We start from the raw sequence: 15,617 nt of genomic DNA, 5'->3' as shown, positions 1-15,617 counted from the left end.
TTTTAATCGGCTGCCGCTGCGCGGAACCTTGGACCGGTCCAGTGTAAAGAGGCCGCGCTCAGGCGAGATAATGAAACCTTCCGATCAGGTGAGATGCGCGGGTTATATCGGTGATAACCAGTATCGAACGTAATGACACGCAGCGCGGATTCACTGGCTATTCGCGCTTTACAACTCACGCGCAGCCGTCGCAGAATGCGACCTTCAGTGCTGACGTTCACGCATGACCGTTTCCGGAGCCAGACATCGATGCATGATTCATCGGCAGAGCAGGTTCGTCCCGCCGCACCGCGATACACCTTCGTCCTCATTCATGGCGCGTGGCATGGCGGCTGGTGCTGGCGCTTCGTCGCCGACAAGCTGATCGCGCGCGGTCATCGTGTCTTCGCGCCGACACTGACGGGGCTGGGTGAACGGCGGCATCTGCTGGAAGCCGCGACGTCGCTTGATGTCTGCATCGAAGATATAAAGAATCTGATCGATGCCGAAGAGCTCTTGAACATCGTCATGGTAGGTCACAGCTTCGGCGGACTGGTGGCTTCGGGCGTCGCGGACCGCATGCCTCACGCGATACGTTCGCTCGTCATGTTGGACGCGTTGCTCGTCGATAACGGGCAAGCTGCTTTCGATGTGCTACCGCCGGAGGTGGTGCGCGAGCGCATGGAATCCGTTCAGGCGAGCGATCAGCCACTGGCGATGCCCGTCAACGGATTGAAGGGCACCGGAATTCCGGAAGATCATGCACGCGCCGCGTGGGTGCAAAGGCGCCTGACGCCTCACCCGCTCGCAACCTACACCACACCGCTCGACTTACAGCATCCGCTCGGCAATGGGCTGCCGTGTACCTACGTGCATTGCACGAACCCTTCATACGAGACGCTCGAACCCGTGCGCGAACGCATCAAGGGTTTGCCCGCGTGGAATTGGGAGACCATCGACACGGGACACGACGCGATGGTGCTCGCGCCGGATCTGCTCGTCGATCTGCTGGAGAAGCTCGCCTTGAACGCGTGAGGGTGAACACCAGCGGCGAGCCCTAAGCCGCCACGGCTTCCCCTGCTCGCACGAACGTCTTCGGCAAGCCTGCACGCGCAATGGCGCCTGTGAATGGTTCGCCCGGCAACCACGCGGCAATCGTCTCGCGTATAGCAAGCAACTTGTCTATGTCGATGCCCGTGGTCATGCCCTGCGCTTCGAGCATGAACACCGTGTCTTCGGTGTTGATGTTGCCCGTGGCGTTCGGCGCGAACGGACATCCACCGAGTCCGCCGAGCGAAGAGTCGAACGCACGCACACCCGCATCGAGTGCGGCCATAACGTTGGCCAAACCGAGTCCGCGTGTATCGTGGAAATGACACGCAACCGGCAAGGGCCCCGCAAGCTCCATGACGCGACGCATGAGCGCATAGACCTGCGCGGGATTCGCATAGCCGACCGTATCGGCGATGGTGATTTCCTGCGCGCCCGCCTCGATCAACGTTTCGACCAGCCCGAGCACGATGCCTTCATCCACCTCACCGGCAATGGTGCAGCCGAACGCCGTCGCCACGCCGGCGCCCAGCACGACGCGCCGGCCGAGTTCATCGCGCGCCGCCGCAATGCGCACGAAGTCTTCGACGGATTCCGCCGTGCTGCGCCGAACGTTCTTCAGGTTGTGCTCGTTGCTCGCGGACAGCACGTAGTGGACCTTGTTCAAGCCGACATCGAAGGCACGCTGCGCTCCCTTCAAGTTCGGCACGAGCGCTGCCGCGTGCAATCTGTCGATGGCAAGCGCGCCCGTCGCCACCTCGACCGCATCGGCAAATTGCGGCACGATCTTCGGCGGCACGAAGGACGTCACTTCGATATCGGTCACGCCCGCATCCACCATGCGCGCGCACCATTCGAGCTTTTGCGCGGCGCCGAGAATGGTGCGGACCATCTGGAGGCCGTCGCGCAAGCCGACTTCACGTATCTGTACTGCTACATCTTTCATTTTCACTCCCTTCGTTCAGATGGTTGCATCCGGTACGCGTTCACCGCCTTCTTCGGCGCGTCCTTCGCTCACGGGCGCGCTCGATGTGGACGGCGCAAGCACGACAGCCGCGATGGCACCGAGCACCATCAGCGTGGCAATCGCGCCAAGGCCGCCTGCCATGCTGTTGGTCATCGTCTTGATGGAGCCGATGATCATCGGGCTCACGAAGCCGCCGAGCAGACCCACGCAATTGATCACCGCCACGCCGCCCGCCGCGCCGCTGCCACGGATGTAATCCGTCGAGATTGCCCAGATGAGCGGGTTGGGCGCGAGTATGCCCGCGGTCGCCACCGAGAGCGCCGCAAGCGACAGCGCGAGATTGCCGGTCGTGAACGCCGCGACGACGAGTCCCGCGGCACCGAAGATCATGGCGATGGCGCAATGCCAGCGGCGCTCCATCGTGCGGTCCGAATGACGGTTGAGCATGATGAGCGCGACCCAACTCACGAAATACGGAATGGCGGAATAGCAGCCGATCTGCAACGCGCTCGACACGCCCGCGCTCTTGATGAGCGTCGGCAGCCAGAAGCCGATGGCGAACACGCCGGCAATCTGCGTGAACCACACGAAGCCCATCACGTAGACGCGAAAGTCCGTGAGCGTGCGTCCGAACGTGTGCTCCTCGTGCTTCGCCGACACGCTCGAACTCTTGCGGATATCCGCGAGCACGACGGCCTTTTCGCTTTCCGTGAGCCACTTCGCCTGCTGCGGGCCGTCATCGAGATAAAAGAACGCCACCACGCCCAGCACGGTCGCGGGCAAGCCTTGCACGATGAACATCCATTGCCAGCCGTGCAGACCGAAGTAGCCGTTGAAGTACGTCATGAGCGCACCGGACAGCGGCCCGCCGAACAAGCCCGCAATGCCCGTTGCACACGTGAAGAGCGCGATGACCTTGGCGCGCCGTTCGACCGGATACCAGCGCGTGAGATAAAAGATCACGCCCGGATAAAGCCCCGCTTCGGCAAGCCCAAGAAAGAAGCGCACGGTGTAGAGATGCGAAGGCAGCGTGACGAATGCCGTGCCCGCCGCGATCAAGCCCCACAGGATCATGATGCGTGAGAACGTCCGCTTCACACCGATGCGCGCCAAGAGCAAGTTGCTCGGCACTTCCATCAGCACGTAGCCGAGGAAGAAGATGCCCGCGCCGATGCTGTATGTGAGATCGCTGAAGCCGACATCGTGCTTCATGTCGAGCTGCGCAATGCCTATGTTGATGCGGTCGAGAAACGCGAACACATAGCACAGGAACAGGAACGGGATGAGCCGGCGCGTGATCTTGCCATACGTCGCTTCGGCTTTCGGCATGTCGAAGCTGCCGATGTTGGGGGTCATGTCTGTCTCCTCCGGTTATCCGGGTATAGGTATGCCGGCTGTTGCGTTCGAACTAAACGCCCTTGAATCGCGGTGCGCGCTTCTCGTTGTACGCGCTGATGCCTTCTAGACGGTCTGCCGTCGGAATCAGCCGGTTATAGGCTTCGATTTCCAGATAAAGGCCCGTGCGCAAGTCGCCCTGCATGCCGAGGTCGACCGCCTTCTTGGCTTGCGCGACGGACAGCGGTGCGCTCGTGCAGATGTCGCGGGCGGCGTCGATGGCATCGGCGAGCACGCGGCCCGGCTCGCAAAGACGATTGACGACGCCCCACGCCAATGCTTCCTGCGCCGTGAATTTCGCTCCCCGGAAAATCAGTTCCTTCGCGCGGCGGGCGCCGATGGTGCGCGGCAATTGCTGCGTGCCGCCGCCGCCCGGCATGATGCCGCGCTTCACTTCGGTGAAGCCGAATACGGCATGTTCCGATGCATACGCGAAATCGCAGGCGAGCAGCAGTTCGAGCCCGCCCGCGACCGCCGCGCCGTTCGCCGCGCAGATGATCGGCACGGGGCAATAGGTGATCGCGCGGTTCATGCGTTCGAACAGATAGTGCTGCACGCCGAAGTGCTCGTCGGTCATGCCTTCGCGTTCCTTGAGATCCGCGCCGCCGCAAAACGCACGCTCTCCCGCGCCCGTCAGAATGACGCAGCGATAGAGCGTGGGATCGGCTTCAAGCGCGCCGAAAACGCGAATGATCTCCTGTCCCATCGTCGTGCTGATCGCGTTCGACACATTCGGGCGGTTCAGGGTGACGACGAGAATTTGCTGATCGATGTCTTCGAGCGACAGCGTGTCGAGCGCGCCGCCAAGTTGCGATGCGAGTTTCAAGATGTCTCCAGTGGCGTCTTCGCCAACAGATGGTTATGTTCGCCGAGCTTGGGCGTGACGCCCACATGCGCGGGCCGTGCCCCGCCGAACGATATCGGCACGCCGACGACCGTGGCCGCGCCATCGTCGGTCGTGCGCAAGAGGTCGAGCGCTTTCGTCTGCTCGTGCGCGACCACCTGATCGATGGTCTGGATGGGCCCGCACGGAATGCCCGCCCCGTCGAGCGCTTCGAGCCAGTGCGCGGTGCCGTGCTTGCGAAACTCGAGATGCAGCAAGTCGATGAGCGCGACGCGATGGCTCACGCGCGCGCCGTTGGTCACGAAGCGCGCATCGTCGGCGAGTGTCGGGATAGACAGTACGGCGCAGAGGCGGCGGAACAATCGGTCGTTACCGGCCGCGACCATGATCGTGCCATCCGCGCATTCGAACGCCTGATGCGGCACGATCGCAGCCGTTCCCGATCCCCAGCGGCCCGGCAGCACGCCTGAGGCGAGATAATCCGCGATCTGAATGCCGGCCCAGCTGATCGCGGTTTCGTACAGCGACACGGTGACGACCTCGCCCACGCCCGTCGCCTGGCGTCGGAAGAGCGCGGCCAGCACGCCGATTGCCGCCCACAAGCCGGTGCCCATGTCGTTGACCGACACCGGTATGCGCGAGAGCGGCTCGCCCGGCTGACCCAGAAAACTCATGAGACCCGAGAGCGCCTGCACGAGCGGATCGTAGCCGGGCTTGTCGCGCAGCGGTCCCGCCGTGCCGAACGCGCCGAGATTGCAATAGACGAGCGAGGGCTTCATGCGCAGCATCTGCTCGCCGCCTAGGCCGTACTTCTCCGTGCCGCCGGCCTTGAGATTCTGCAGAACGACATCGGCGCGGCGCTCGATCAGCGCACGCAATGCCTCCGCGTCGTCGCGATTCGACAGCGTCATCGCAATGCTCTTCTTGCCGTGGTTCACCGCATGAAACAGCGCGGCGGCGCCATCGACGAAGGGCGGGCCCCAGTCGCGCGCATAGTCGCCGCCTTCCGCGCTTTCGATCTTGATGACCTCCGCGCCCAACGAGCCGAGGATCATGCCCGCATAGGGCGCGGCAAGACTATGGCCGATCTCGACCACGCACACGCCCGCGAGCGGCAAGGTCGGGCTCATGGCTTCGCCCGCGCTCATTCCGCCGCCACCGCGAGCGATGCGACTGCTGGCTCTTCCGCTGCCGGCTGTGCGCTCGGACCGTAACGTTGCGCGGCGGCTTCGGCGCTGACGTAGCCATCGGCGATATCGGCTGCCACGAGCAACGGATCGCGCTCGTGCGGATCGCCATAACCACCGCTGCCTGCCGGCTGCACCGACACGCGATCGCCGCGATACACCACCGTCTGTCCGCCCTTCGCCGCGACCGCGTGCTCGCTGCCGTCCGCCCGCTGCACGATGCATTGAAAGCGCGTGCCCGCCATCCCGCCAAAATGGCCTTCGGGCGCCGAGCGTCCGCGTTCGCCGGAGACGGTGAAGGTCGCCTCGTCGTATTCGACGCGATAGACGCGCCGCGACGTCAGGCCGCCGCGTCTGCGTCCCGCGCCGCCGCTGTCGGTCACGAGCGACCATTCCTCGACGACGAGCGGCGATGTCGCCTCGATCATCTCGATGGACTGGCTGCCCGCGTTGCCCACGTACACACGCACACCGCTCACGCCATCCTTCTCGGCGCGCGCGCCCATGCCGCCCGCGTGGACGTCGTGCATCGTGACGAACTCCTGGCCGGTGCGGCCAATGCGCGCCGGGTCCGTGTCGCGTCCGCTGAAGATGCCCGCGCACGACGCGCAGTTGCTTTGCCCCGTGATGCGCTTGGGCACCGCGGGCGCGAGTGCCTTCAGAAGCAGATCGATCACGCGTGGCGACGTTTCCGTATTGCCCGACACGACCGAGGCCGGATAGCGGCAGTTCAGCACGCTGCCTTCGGGCGCGATGATCGTCACCGGTCGATAGCAACCCTGATTGATCGGAATGCCCGGGTCGGTCAGCGCCTTTACCGTGAACCAGGTGCTGTTGCAGGTGACCGACAGCGGACAGTTGATGCCGCCGCGCACTTGCGCGCCGGTGCCGGTGTAATCGAACGTGATGTGATCGCCCGTCTTCGTCACCTTGACCTTGAGAAGCGGACGCTCCTGTTTCCAGCCCGGCGCTTCGATCGGATCGAGATACTCCTCGGCTTCGTAGACGCCATCGGGAATACGCGCTATTTCCGCGCGAATCAGCTTCTCCGAGTGATCGAGGCTCTGGCTCATCACGTCGCGCAAGGCATCGGCGCCATACTTCGCAACCAGATCGCCGATACGCCGATCGCCGACGAACGTGCCCGCGTATTGCGCCTGAATGTCGAGCCGTAACTCGTGCGCATTGCGGCTATTGCGCGTGAGCAGGTTGAGCATGTCCTGCACAGGCTCGTCATTGCGATACAGAAACACCGGCGGAATGCGGATACCTTCCGCGAACACGTCCCATGTGGTGACCGTATAGCTGCCCGGAGACTGCCCGCCGATATCGGTCCAGTGGCCGCGCGTCATCACGAAGGCGACGATCTTGCCATCGGCGAAAACGGGACGCGTGAACTGCACGTCCGGTTGATGATTGCCGCCGCCGACATACGCGTCGTTGCTGACGATGACATCTCCGGGGCGCAAGTTCTCTCGTCCCATCGCCTCCACCGAGACGCGCGTCGAGATGACGGCGGAGCCGAGCATCGTCGGAATGTCGTTGCCTTGCGCGACGAGCTGCATGTCGGCGTCGAAGATCGCGGCGGACGAGTCGCCGCTCGCATGCATGAGCGGGCTGCCGGCGGTGCGCATCATCGCGATCTTCATTTCACGCGCGACGGCGAAGAGACTGCTGCGGATGATTTCGTAAGTAACAATATCCATGAGGATGTCCGTATATATCAGGCTGCCAGTTCGATGACGAGATTCAGATCGGGATCGACGCGCGCGACGTGCGACGCCTTGAGCACGGCGCAACTGCTGTGCTCTTCGATGACGGCGGGCCCTTCGATCGTCGCGCCTATGGGAATCTCCATGCGCGCGAACACGGGAAGCGTGCGCACGCCGCCGTCGAAATAGACCTCGCGCGTACGCACCGGCTTCGGCATCGCGCCGCCCTTGCTGCTTGCGACGCCGCCGCGCCAGCCCGTCGTCGTGACGAGTTGCAGACGCACGTTGGCGACCACGACCGGCTTGTCCTTGCTGATGAAATTCCATTGCCGCTGATGCGCCGTTTCGAAGGTTTGCGCAAGCGCGGCGCGAATGCCTTGTGCATCGCCCTGCACTTCGACGGTGATGACATCGGGCTGACCGGCATAGCGGCAATCCGCGAGACGCACCACTTTCACGCCGTCTGCATCGACACCATGACGTTGCAGCTCTTGCATGCCTTCGGCGGTGAGTTCGTCGAGCGCATGCTGCAAGGTGGCGTCGTCGATCAACGCGAGATCGCTTTCCAGCGGGCGCTGATAGTCGTATTGCTGGTCCGCGACCGTCATGCCGAATGCGCTGAAAAGCCCCGGCAGCGGCGGAATCACGACTCTTCGAATGCCCATCTCGTGCGCCAGATCGACCGCGTGCACCGGCCCCGCGCCGCCGTAACAGATGTACGAAAATTCGCGCGGATCGTAGCCACGTTCCACCGTCATGATGCGGATGGCTTGGGCCATCAGTGCATTGGCCACCGAGCGCACGACTTGCGCAGCTTCCGGCACCGAGACGCCGAGCGGCTTGGCGATGACCTCTTCGACCACGCGCCACGCCGCCTGTGCGTCCAGTTTGAATTCGCCACCGAGGAAGCTGTCGGGATCGATATAGCCGAGCACGAGGTTGCAGTCGGTCACGGTCGGACGCGTGCCGCCGCGCCCATAGCACGCAGGGCCCGGATCGGCGCCCGCGCTTTCGGGACCGATCCGCACGCCGCCGCCCGCATCGATCCAGACGATAGAGCCGCCGCCCGCGCCCACCGAGTCGATATCGATGCTGGGCGAGCGCACGGTATAGGTATGCAGCAGGCTTTTGTTGCGCAGCTCCGGCCGAAACTCGCGGATCAGCGATACGTCGAACGTGGTGCCGCCCATGTCGCCGAGAATCGCGTTCTTGAGATCGCTTTTCTCGCAGTTGCGAATGGCCGCGGAAACGCCGCCCGCGGGACCGGATTCGAGCAGCACGATCGGCTTGTCGGCGACCATCGCGGGGCTTGCCAGACCGCCGTTCGACTGCATGAAGAGGAACTTGCCCGCGAAGCCGTGTTGCGCGAGCGTGTTGATGAGCCTGCCGATATACCGGCCGCAGACCGGACCGAGCATTGCGTTGATGACGGTCGAGCTCGTGCGCTCGTATTCCATCGCTTCGGGATTGACCTCGTGCGATGCGCAAATGAAGCGGTCGGGCAGCAAGCGGCGCAACGTATCGACGGCTTCGCGCTCGTGCTGCGGATTCACATGCGCATGCAGGAAGCACACGGCGACGGCTTCGATATCCGACTCGCGAATCTGTGCGGCAAGGGCTTCGAGTCCGGCGTGATCGAGCGACATTTCCATGCTGCCGTCGTAACGCAGACGCTCGCCGACTTCGAGCCGCCAGCGCCGCTCGACGAGCGGACGCGGATTGTCGAACAGCAGATCGTATAGATCCGCGCGGTCGTGACGCGACACGCGCCGCAGTTCGAGGATGTCGCGAAAGCCGCGCGTCGTGACGAGTGCGGTTTTAGCGCCCGTGCCTTCCACGACCATGTTGGTCGCCATCGTCGTGCCGTGGCCGAGAAAGGCGACGTCTTCGCTTTGCGTGCCTGAAAGCTCCAGAATCTTGAGAAAGCCTTCGATCGTTCCGACGACGCGATCCTTCGGCGTCGTCGGCACCTTGGTCGACCAGATTTGCCCCGTTTGGTCATCCACCATCACGACATCGGTGAAGGTGCCGCCGACGTCGATACCGATTCTTTTCAATTTGCTTCTCTCCATAGGGATGCATGATTCGTCACGCCGCCCGCTTGTTCGCTTGCTCGTTCGTCGATCAATGCGGCTATGATCGAGCCGCGTGGCCGAGCATTGGCGGCGACGTCTGAGCCAGTGTAGGGAGAGAACGCCCTGGCCAGATAATGAAACCTTCGGATCAGGTGACAGGCTGGAGTTATATCGGTGATAACCAGTATCGATGCGATTTTGCGTAGATTGCGCGGCAATCACATTGCGTTGTTGATCGCGCTGGACGACCACGGCTCGCTGCGCAAGGCGGCGCATCAGGTCTCGCTTTCACAGCCCGCCACGACCAAGTCGCTGCGCGAGATCGAGTCTTTGTTCGGCGCGGAGCTTTTCGCGCGCTCGCCGCGCGGCATCGTGCCGAACGAACTCGGCCGCTGTGTGATTCGCCATGCGCGCGCGGTCCGTTCGGAGATCGGCGCATTACGCGATGAACTCGCGGCCCTCTTGCGCGGCGGCGGCGGCACGCTCGCGGTCGGCGCGGTCATGGGCTCGGTCCCCGTATGGCTCACGCCCGTGCTGCGAGAGTTGCGGGGCATTCAGCCGGATATTTCCGTCGAGGTCTGGGAGGACAACAGTGCGCGGCTCTTGTCGATGCTCGATCAGCGGCTGCTCGATCTCGTGATCGGTCGGCCGAGCATCAGCGTTCATCCCGAGGCTTACGACTTCATTCCGCTCGAAGTGGAGGAAGTGTGTTTCGTCGTCGATGGCGCGGACCCGCTGGCCACGGACGCGAACGTGACGTTCGCGGGCATCGGCGAGAATCCGTGGATCGTCCCTCAGGCCACCCTGCCAATGCGCTCGCTTCTCGAACAGCTATTCGACGATGCGCAAGTGCCCTTCCCGCGCTATGCGATCGAGACGTCATCGACGTTCGCGACCTTGTCGCTCTTGCGCTCCGGCGCGGGGACGGTGGGATTGATGCCGCTCAAGGTGGCGAGATACTTCGAGGAACATGGACTGGTGGCGGTGCTGCCCATACGAATCGACAGGACAGGCGCGCCTTATGGAATTGCCACGCGGCGTGGGGCGACGCTTACGCAGCCGGTGCAGCGGTTCATCGAGTTGTGTGTCGCGAAGCGGGACGCAATGGCGTAAGTGGTAAGTCGAAGCCGTGCGGTGAGTGCGTGTGCCTGGCGATGATGGCGAACATTTCCACCGATGCCAAAGACCTCCACCAACACGCAGCCCGACAACTCAAGTCCCCGCCAGCTCGCGCCGAAACAAGTCATAGGTCCGTTCATTCGCAAGCTCTGCCGCGGCCGCATCGTAATGCAAACCTGTGTGCCGCGCGAACGCATGACTGCATCCGGGATACGCGTACACCGTCACATTCGTCCTGTCTTTCATCGCCGCCTTGATTGCGGCCTGTGCATCCGTCGATATGAATTCGTCTTCGGTACCGAGATGCATGATCATCGGCGCTCGTATGCTGTCTGCTTCGCCCAAGTACTGATCAGTCTGACCGCCGTAATAAGCCGCGGCGGCATCGACACCCTCGCGTGCGGTCGTCAGGAAAGTCATCAGACCGCCGAGGCAAAAGCCCATCAACCCGCACTTGCCGTTCGACTCGGGCAAGGCACGTCCCATGGCAACCGTGGCGCCGACATCTCGAACACCCAGATCGATGTCGAATGCCTGATAGAGCGCAAAGCCCTTTTTCCATTCCTCCTCGGACCAGCTATTCAATTCGACGCCCGGTTCGAGCCGCCAGAAGAGATCGGGACACAGCGCGATGAATCCTTGCCTCGCCAACTCCTGACATGTTTCCCGCATGTCCGCGTTGATGCCGAAAATTTCAGGCAGCACCACGACGGCGGGCGCCGGCGTGTTGGCGGGAAGTTCGACATAAACGGCGAAGGTGCCATCGTCGGTACGCAGTTGCCTATATTCGCCCATGAGATACCTCTCCAAGAGATTTCAAAAGATGCCAACGGATGGCCTCGTTCAACGCGACTACGTGTCTTCGCTCAAACGCCTCTTCTAAGCGGACTTGTCGGTCTGCTTGACCTGAGAAGCTTCTTGCAACGCGTGCCGAAACCAGACCTTGTCCAACAACCACTGAAACAGCGATGTGCCTTTTTCCTCTTCCACCGGCATGGGATTCGTCAACTGGCCGAGCTTGTCCTGACGATAAGCGAGGAGCTGACACAACTGCTTCGCGACGTCCCGATGATCTTTCAGGAACGACGTCATATCGTCCTTACCGAGTTGATATAGCACTACGGGTGTGAGCGTCGAGATGGATACGTGCATCGGCAAACCAGCAAGCAGCCCGGCCTCCCCGAAGGCCTCTCCAGGACCGACGCGGGCAACTTCGCGATCTCCTGTCGCTTCGTGATAAGTGACCGACAGCACACCCGAATGAACGATAGAGAGACTGTCGGGCACCGTGTCAGGCGCGAGTATCTGCTGCCTTGCCTGATACTCGTGCCGCAAGAGCCGCTTGGCAAGCCGCTCTATTTCATCGCTCGTCAGACTGTCGAACAGGCTCACGCGTCTGAGCAAGGCCTCTCGTGCATCGTGCGCGGTCACGGCGGGCGCGGGAATGCCGAGCGCGCGCAGCGCCACGGACGAAGCCGCGAGATGCCGGTAACAAAGATCGAACAACTCGTTGGACACGGATGACTTCTTGTTCATGTCATCGACGAACGCCACGACTTCGTATTGCACCGAATTGAGCGTGGCGCGCTTCATCCGCGCATAAGGCGCGGGGCTGTCGAGAATGACATTACAGCCGGTCAGGGCACGGCCCAAGGCATCGAGCACGGTCTTTGGCCGGGCTTCGGGATCGATCTCGAGAATGAGAGAAATTCCGTGGATGTTCGCCGGCCTGCTGTTATTCGAAATCTTGGCTTTCGATGCAACCGCGTTAGGCACGATAAGCGTATTGCCCTGGCCCGTGAGCAAATGCGTGGCGCGCCAGTTCATTTCGATCACTTTGCCTTCGACGTCATCGATCAAGACCCAGTCGCCAACCGAATAAGGCTCCGTGGTGTTGAGCACGATGCCCGCGAACACGTCGCTCAACGTGCTTTGAATGGCGAGACCGAGCACGATGGCGAGCGCGCCCGACGTCGCAACGAGCCCGCGCACTGGTAATTCGAGCACGAAGCCGAGCGCTGCCACGGCCGCTGCGAGAAAGACCACCGCACCGAACACATCTGAAAATAGCCGCTGCTTGCGCCAGGCGCGCGGCAAAAGCAAGGTGTCGAGCGAAAGCGTGAGCAACCGCGCGCCCGTCAGCCACCAGATGATTTCGAGCACTTGTCCAAGCCAGTGCAATTCGACGACGGCAGCGTAAGGCGCCTGAGTGAACGGATTCAGGTCAGAGGAAAAGAGGTCCCAGCTCAACGCGACGAAAAGCGCGAGCCGTATGAACAGCCGCGCGAGGTCTTGCGCGGGCAGACGCGCGCGCCACACGACGACATCCAGCGCGACGATAGCGAAGCCCAGTATGAGTGGGTATTTCACAGGGGCATCCTCGAATGACGACATCGAGAGGATACACATCCGCAAACGCGCGTGCGTTGGTCCGTGCCATGGCATATTAACGCTGCCTGCGCACGCATTTGCGCACCCGACGGTAAAAACACGGAAGCGATATGAACGGTCCATCACTCGAAGAGCACGTTCGCGCCCTTTCCAGCGAAGCGGACTTCCACTCGGTGCGCTTCGTCGATGAACGCACGGACGATCACAAGGTTCGCAACGACGTGATCCAGCCACTTCGCACCGCGCGCGATCGCGGCGCAATGCTCACTGCATGGCACGGCGCCGGCGCGGGCTATGCGGCGACCGCCGACTTGTCCCCGGCTGGCTTGCAGGCGGCGCTCGACCTCGCCACGCGCCGCGCCAAGGCAAGCGCACGCGTCTCGCTCGTCGATCATAGGCTCGCCGCGCGTCCATCGCAAAGCGGCGAATACGCGTCGCCCGGCATCGAGGCCACGCTGCCGGCGCGGCGCGAATGGCTTGAACGGCTCGCGGAAGAATGCGCCGCGGCGAGCATCGACCCGCGTATCGTCGAGCGCACCGCGTCCATGCAGGTCATCGAAAGCGAACAAACCTTGATCACGAGCGACGGCGTTCGCATCGAGCAGCGTTTCCGGTTCGCCATGCCGCAATTGGCGGTCGCGGCGCACGCCCACGGCGATACGCAGGTCCGCACGCTGGGCGGCGATTACGGAACCATCGCGCAAGGCGGCGTCGAAATCCTCGATCGCTTCGCTTTCGATGGCGCCGGCGAGCGGCTGGCCAACGAAGCGCTCGCGCTTCTCGCCGCGCCGAACTGCCCGAGCGGCGTGCGCGACCTGCTCCTCATGCCCGATCAGATGATGCTGCAAATCCATGAGTCGATCGGTCATCCGCTCGAACTCGACCGTATTCTCGGCGACGAACGCAACTTCGCCGGATCGAGCTTCGTGAAGCCCGAGTTCTTCGGCACCTACCAATACGGCTCGCCGCTCTTGAACGTGACGTTCGATCCCGGCGTGGCCGCTGAGGTCGCCACCTACGCATTCGACGACGACGGCGCCGCTGCGAGCAAACACCATCTGATCCGCAACGGCGTGCTCGAACGCGCGCTCGGCGGCACGCTCTCGCAACAACGCGCGGGCATCGGCGGGGTCGCGAATTCGCGGGCATCGAGCTGGAACCGCCCGCCTATCGACCAGATGGCGAACCTCAATATCGAAGCTGGCGAGAGTACGCTCGACGAGATGATCGCGAACATCGAACAGGGCATTCTGATGCGCACGAACACCTCGTGGTCCATCGACGACTATCGCAACAAGTTTCAATTCGGCTGCGAGTTCGGGCAACTGATCGAGAATGGCCGGCTTACGCAAGTGGTTCGCCAACCGGGCTATCGCGGCATTTCGGCGAATTTCTGGCGCAGCCTGGTCGCGGTCGGCAACGAAGCAACGCGCGGCATCTACGGCACGGCAATGTGCGGCAAGGGTGAGCCAATGCAGATCGTGCGCGTGGGCCATGCATCGCCTGCATGCGTGTTCAGCAACGTGGATGTGTTCGGAGGCACGCGATGACAGCCGCCGCGGCAAACTGGGAACTTCGCTTCATGCGGCTCGCGGATGTCGTCGAGCGTCGGCTCGTCACAGGCGAAGTGGCATTGACCACACTTGCCGCCGAGGAATCGGACTTCGTGCGCTTCAATGCAAGCAAGGTCCGTCAGATCGGGCACGTCTCGCAGGGCGCGTTGACGCTGCGGCTCATCAGGAACGAGCGCCAGGCCTATTCCACGCTCACGATAAGCGGCGACGCGCATACCGACGACGAAGCCATCGCCGGGACGCTCGCCGCGCTGCGGGCCGCGCTCGAAGACGCCAGCGCCGATCCGCATTTGCTCGTCGATACGGCGACATGGACCCAGGCCACTCGACGACGCGGCACGCTGCCGGAGATCGAATCGCTCTTGAGCGTGGTCGAACGATGCGCGGCACGGCTCGACTTCGTCGGCTTCTATGCCGGTGGATCGATGGCGCGCGGCTTTGCATCGTCGAATGGGAGCCGTGACTGGCATGAACTCGACAACTTCAACTTCAGCTGGTCGCTTTACGATGCAAGCGGACGCGCAATCAAGACGACCTACGCGGGCGAGCAATGGAGCGACGAAGTCTTCGCAAGAAAAGTCGAAGAGGCCGCGGCGCGCATGCCGGTGTTGGCCCGGCCCGCGCGCACGCTTGCGCCGGGGAATTATCGTGCATGGCTCGCGCCGGCCGCGCTTGCCGAACTCATCGGCACGGCGTCCTTTACGGCGTTTTCGGCACGCAAGCAGGCAACATCGCGTAGCGAGTTTCATCGCCTGAATAGCGGCGAGGCTTCGCTGGACGAACGCGTCACGCTCACCGAAGACATCGGTCTCGGCATTACACCGGGCTTTAGTGAAGACGGCTACGAGCGCGAGACCGTCCCGCTCATTCGAGCAGGCCGCGGCGCGCAGCAACTCACCAGCGCGCGCACGGCCCGCGAATACGGCTTGCGTCCCAACGGCGCGCCCGCGAATGAGATGCCCATATCGCTTTCGATGCAAGGCGGCGATCTCGCCGACAGCGACGTGCTCGCCGCGCTCGACACCGGTCTTTATGTCGGCAACCTGTGGTACGTGAACTTCTCCGACCGGATGGATTGCCGCATGACCGGCATGACGCGCTTTGCCACGTTCTGGGTCGAGCATGGCGAGATCGTCGCGCCCATCGAAGCCATGCGCTTCGACGACAGCCTTTATCGGCTGCTAGGAAGCGAACTCGACCGGATAGGCGCCACGCCCGAACTGCTGTTGAACGACTCGACGTGGGGCGAACGTTCGACAGGCGGCCTGCAATTGCCAGGAGTGCTGGTGCGCGGTTTCAGGCTAACGCTTTAGTCATTGCCTTG

At 62.8% G+C, this 15,617-nt stretch carries 12 protein-coding genes; 4 read left to right on the top strand and 8 right to left on the bottom strand.

Annotated features, from left to right (window positions below):
* The first annotated feature begins 249 nt into the window (after positions 1–249).
* The gene (locus NCT03_RS27245) at positions 250–1,014 is read left to right on the top strand and encodes an alpha/beta fold hydrolase (RefSeq protein WP_250494595.1); all 765 of its coding nucleotides are present in this window, start codon (positions 250–252) and stop codon (positions 1,012–1,014) included.
* Positions 1,015–1,036: 22 nt separating this feature from the next.
* Here the strand turns inward: NCT03_RS27245 and NCT03_RS27240 are convergent, their stop codons facing one another.
* Genes NCT03_RS27240 through NCT03_RS27215 form a run of 6 tightly spaced genes read right to left on the bottom strand, consistent with a single transcriptional unit; the run spans position 1,037 to position 9,191 of the window.
* Positions 1,037–1,975, bottom strand: coding sequence for a hydroxymethylglutaryl-CoA lyase (locus tag NCT03_RS27240; protein ID WP_250494594.1), 939 nt, complete (start codon positions 1,973–1,975; stop codon positions 1,037–1,039).
* A gap of 15 nt (positions 1,976–1,990) precedes the next feature.
* Positions 1,991–3,352, bottom strand: coding sequence for an MFS transporter (locus NCT03_RS27235; RefSeq protein ID WP_244830742.1), 1,362 nt, complete (start codon positions 3,350–3,352; stop codon positions 1,991–1,993).
* A 52-nt stretch (positions 3,353–3,404) separates the two neighbouring features.
* A complete protein-coding gene (locus tag NCT03_RS27230; protein ID WP_244830744.1) occupies positions 3,405–4,217 on the bottom strand; it encodes an enoyl-CoA hydratase-related protein in 813 nt (270 codons plus the stop codon).
* Complete coding sequence (locus NCT03_RS27225; protein WP_250494593.1) at positions 4,214–5,383, bottom strand: CaiB/BaiF CoA transferase family protein; 1,170 nt, start codon at positions 5,381–5,383, stop codon at positions 4,214–4,216. Before NCT03_RS27225 ends, NCT03_RS27230 begins: the two co-directional genes overlap by 4 nt.
* Complete coding sequence (locus NCT03_RS27220; RefSeq protein WP_244830748.1) at positions 5,380–7,128, bottom strand: hydantoinase B/oxoprolinase family protein; 1,749 nt, start codon at positions 7,126–7,128, stop codon at positions 5,380–5,382. The genes NCT03_RS27225 and NCT03_RS27220 overlap by 4 nt, the downstream gene beginning before the upstream one ends.
* A 17-nt stretch (positions 7,129–7,145) precedes the next feature.
* On the bottom strand, positions 7,146–9,191 hold the full coding sequence (locus NCT03_RS27215; RefSeq protein ID WP_250494592.1) for a hydantoinase/oxoprolinase family protein: 2,046 nt from the start codon (positions 9,189–9,191) through the stop codon (positions 7,146–7,148).
* 192 nt (positions 9,192–9,383) lie between these two features.
* Here NCT03_RS27215 and NCT03_RS27210 point away from each other — a divergent pair, with 192 nt between their 5' ends.
* Positions 9,384–10,322 carry a LysR family transcriptional regulator gene (locus tag NCT03_RS27210; protein WP_250469397.1) on the top strand — a complete coding sequence of 313 codons (939 nt, stop codon included), beginning with the start codon at positions 9,384–9,386 and terminating at the stop codon, positions 10,320–10,322.
* Between the two features lie 99 nt (positions 10,323–10,421).
* On the opposite strand, the gene NCT03_RS27205 is transcribed toward NCT03_RS27210, so the two are convergent.
* Positions 10,422–11,123 (bottom strand): dienelactone hydrolase family protein, encoded by a 702-nt coding sequence (locus NCT03_RS27205; RefSeq protein WP_250494591.1) that lies wholly within the window; start codon positions 11,121–11,123, stop codon positions 10,422–10,424.
* 84 nt (positions 11,124–11,207) lie between these two features.
* Positions 11,208–12,698: a mechanosensitive ion channel domain-containing protein gene (locus NCT03_RS27200; RefSeq protein WP_250469393.1), complete on the bottom strand. Its 1,491-nt coding sequence runs from the start codon at positions 12,696–12,698 to the stop codon at positions 11,208–11,210.
* 131 nt (positions 12,699–12,829) lie between these two features.
* On the opposite strand from NCT03_RS27200, the gene NCT03_RS27195 reads away from it, so the two are divergent.
* Together NCT03_RS27195 and NCT03_RS27190 are read left to right on the top strand one after the other, a co-directional pair.
* Positions 12,830–14,269, top strand: coding sequence for a TldD/PmbA family protein (locus NCT03_RS27195; RefSeq protein WP_250494590.1), 1,440 nt, complete (start codon positions 12,830–12,832; stop codon positions 14,267–14,269).
* Positions 14,266–15,606 (top strand): TldD/PmbA family protein, encoded by a 1,341-nt coding sequence (locus tag NCT03_RS27190; protein ID WP_250494589.1) that lies wholly within the window; start codon positions 14,266–14,268, stop codon positions 15,604–15,606. Before NCT03_RS27195 ends, NCT03_RS27190 begins: the two co-directional genes overlap by 4 nt.
* Positions 15,607–15,617 lie beyond the last annotated feature (11 nt).

Source organism: Caballeronia sp. GAWG1-1, from assembly GCF_023631465.1.
In the GTDB taxonomy this organism is placed as follows: Bacteria; Pseudomonadota; Gammaproteobacteria; order Burkholderiales; family Burkholderiaceae; genus Caballeronia.
This window is presented reverse-complemented; position numbering and strand designations above follow the sequence as displayed.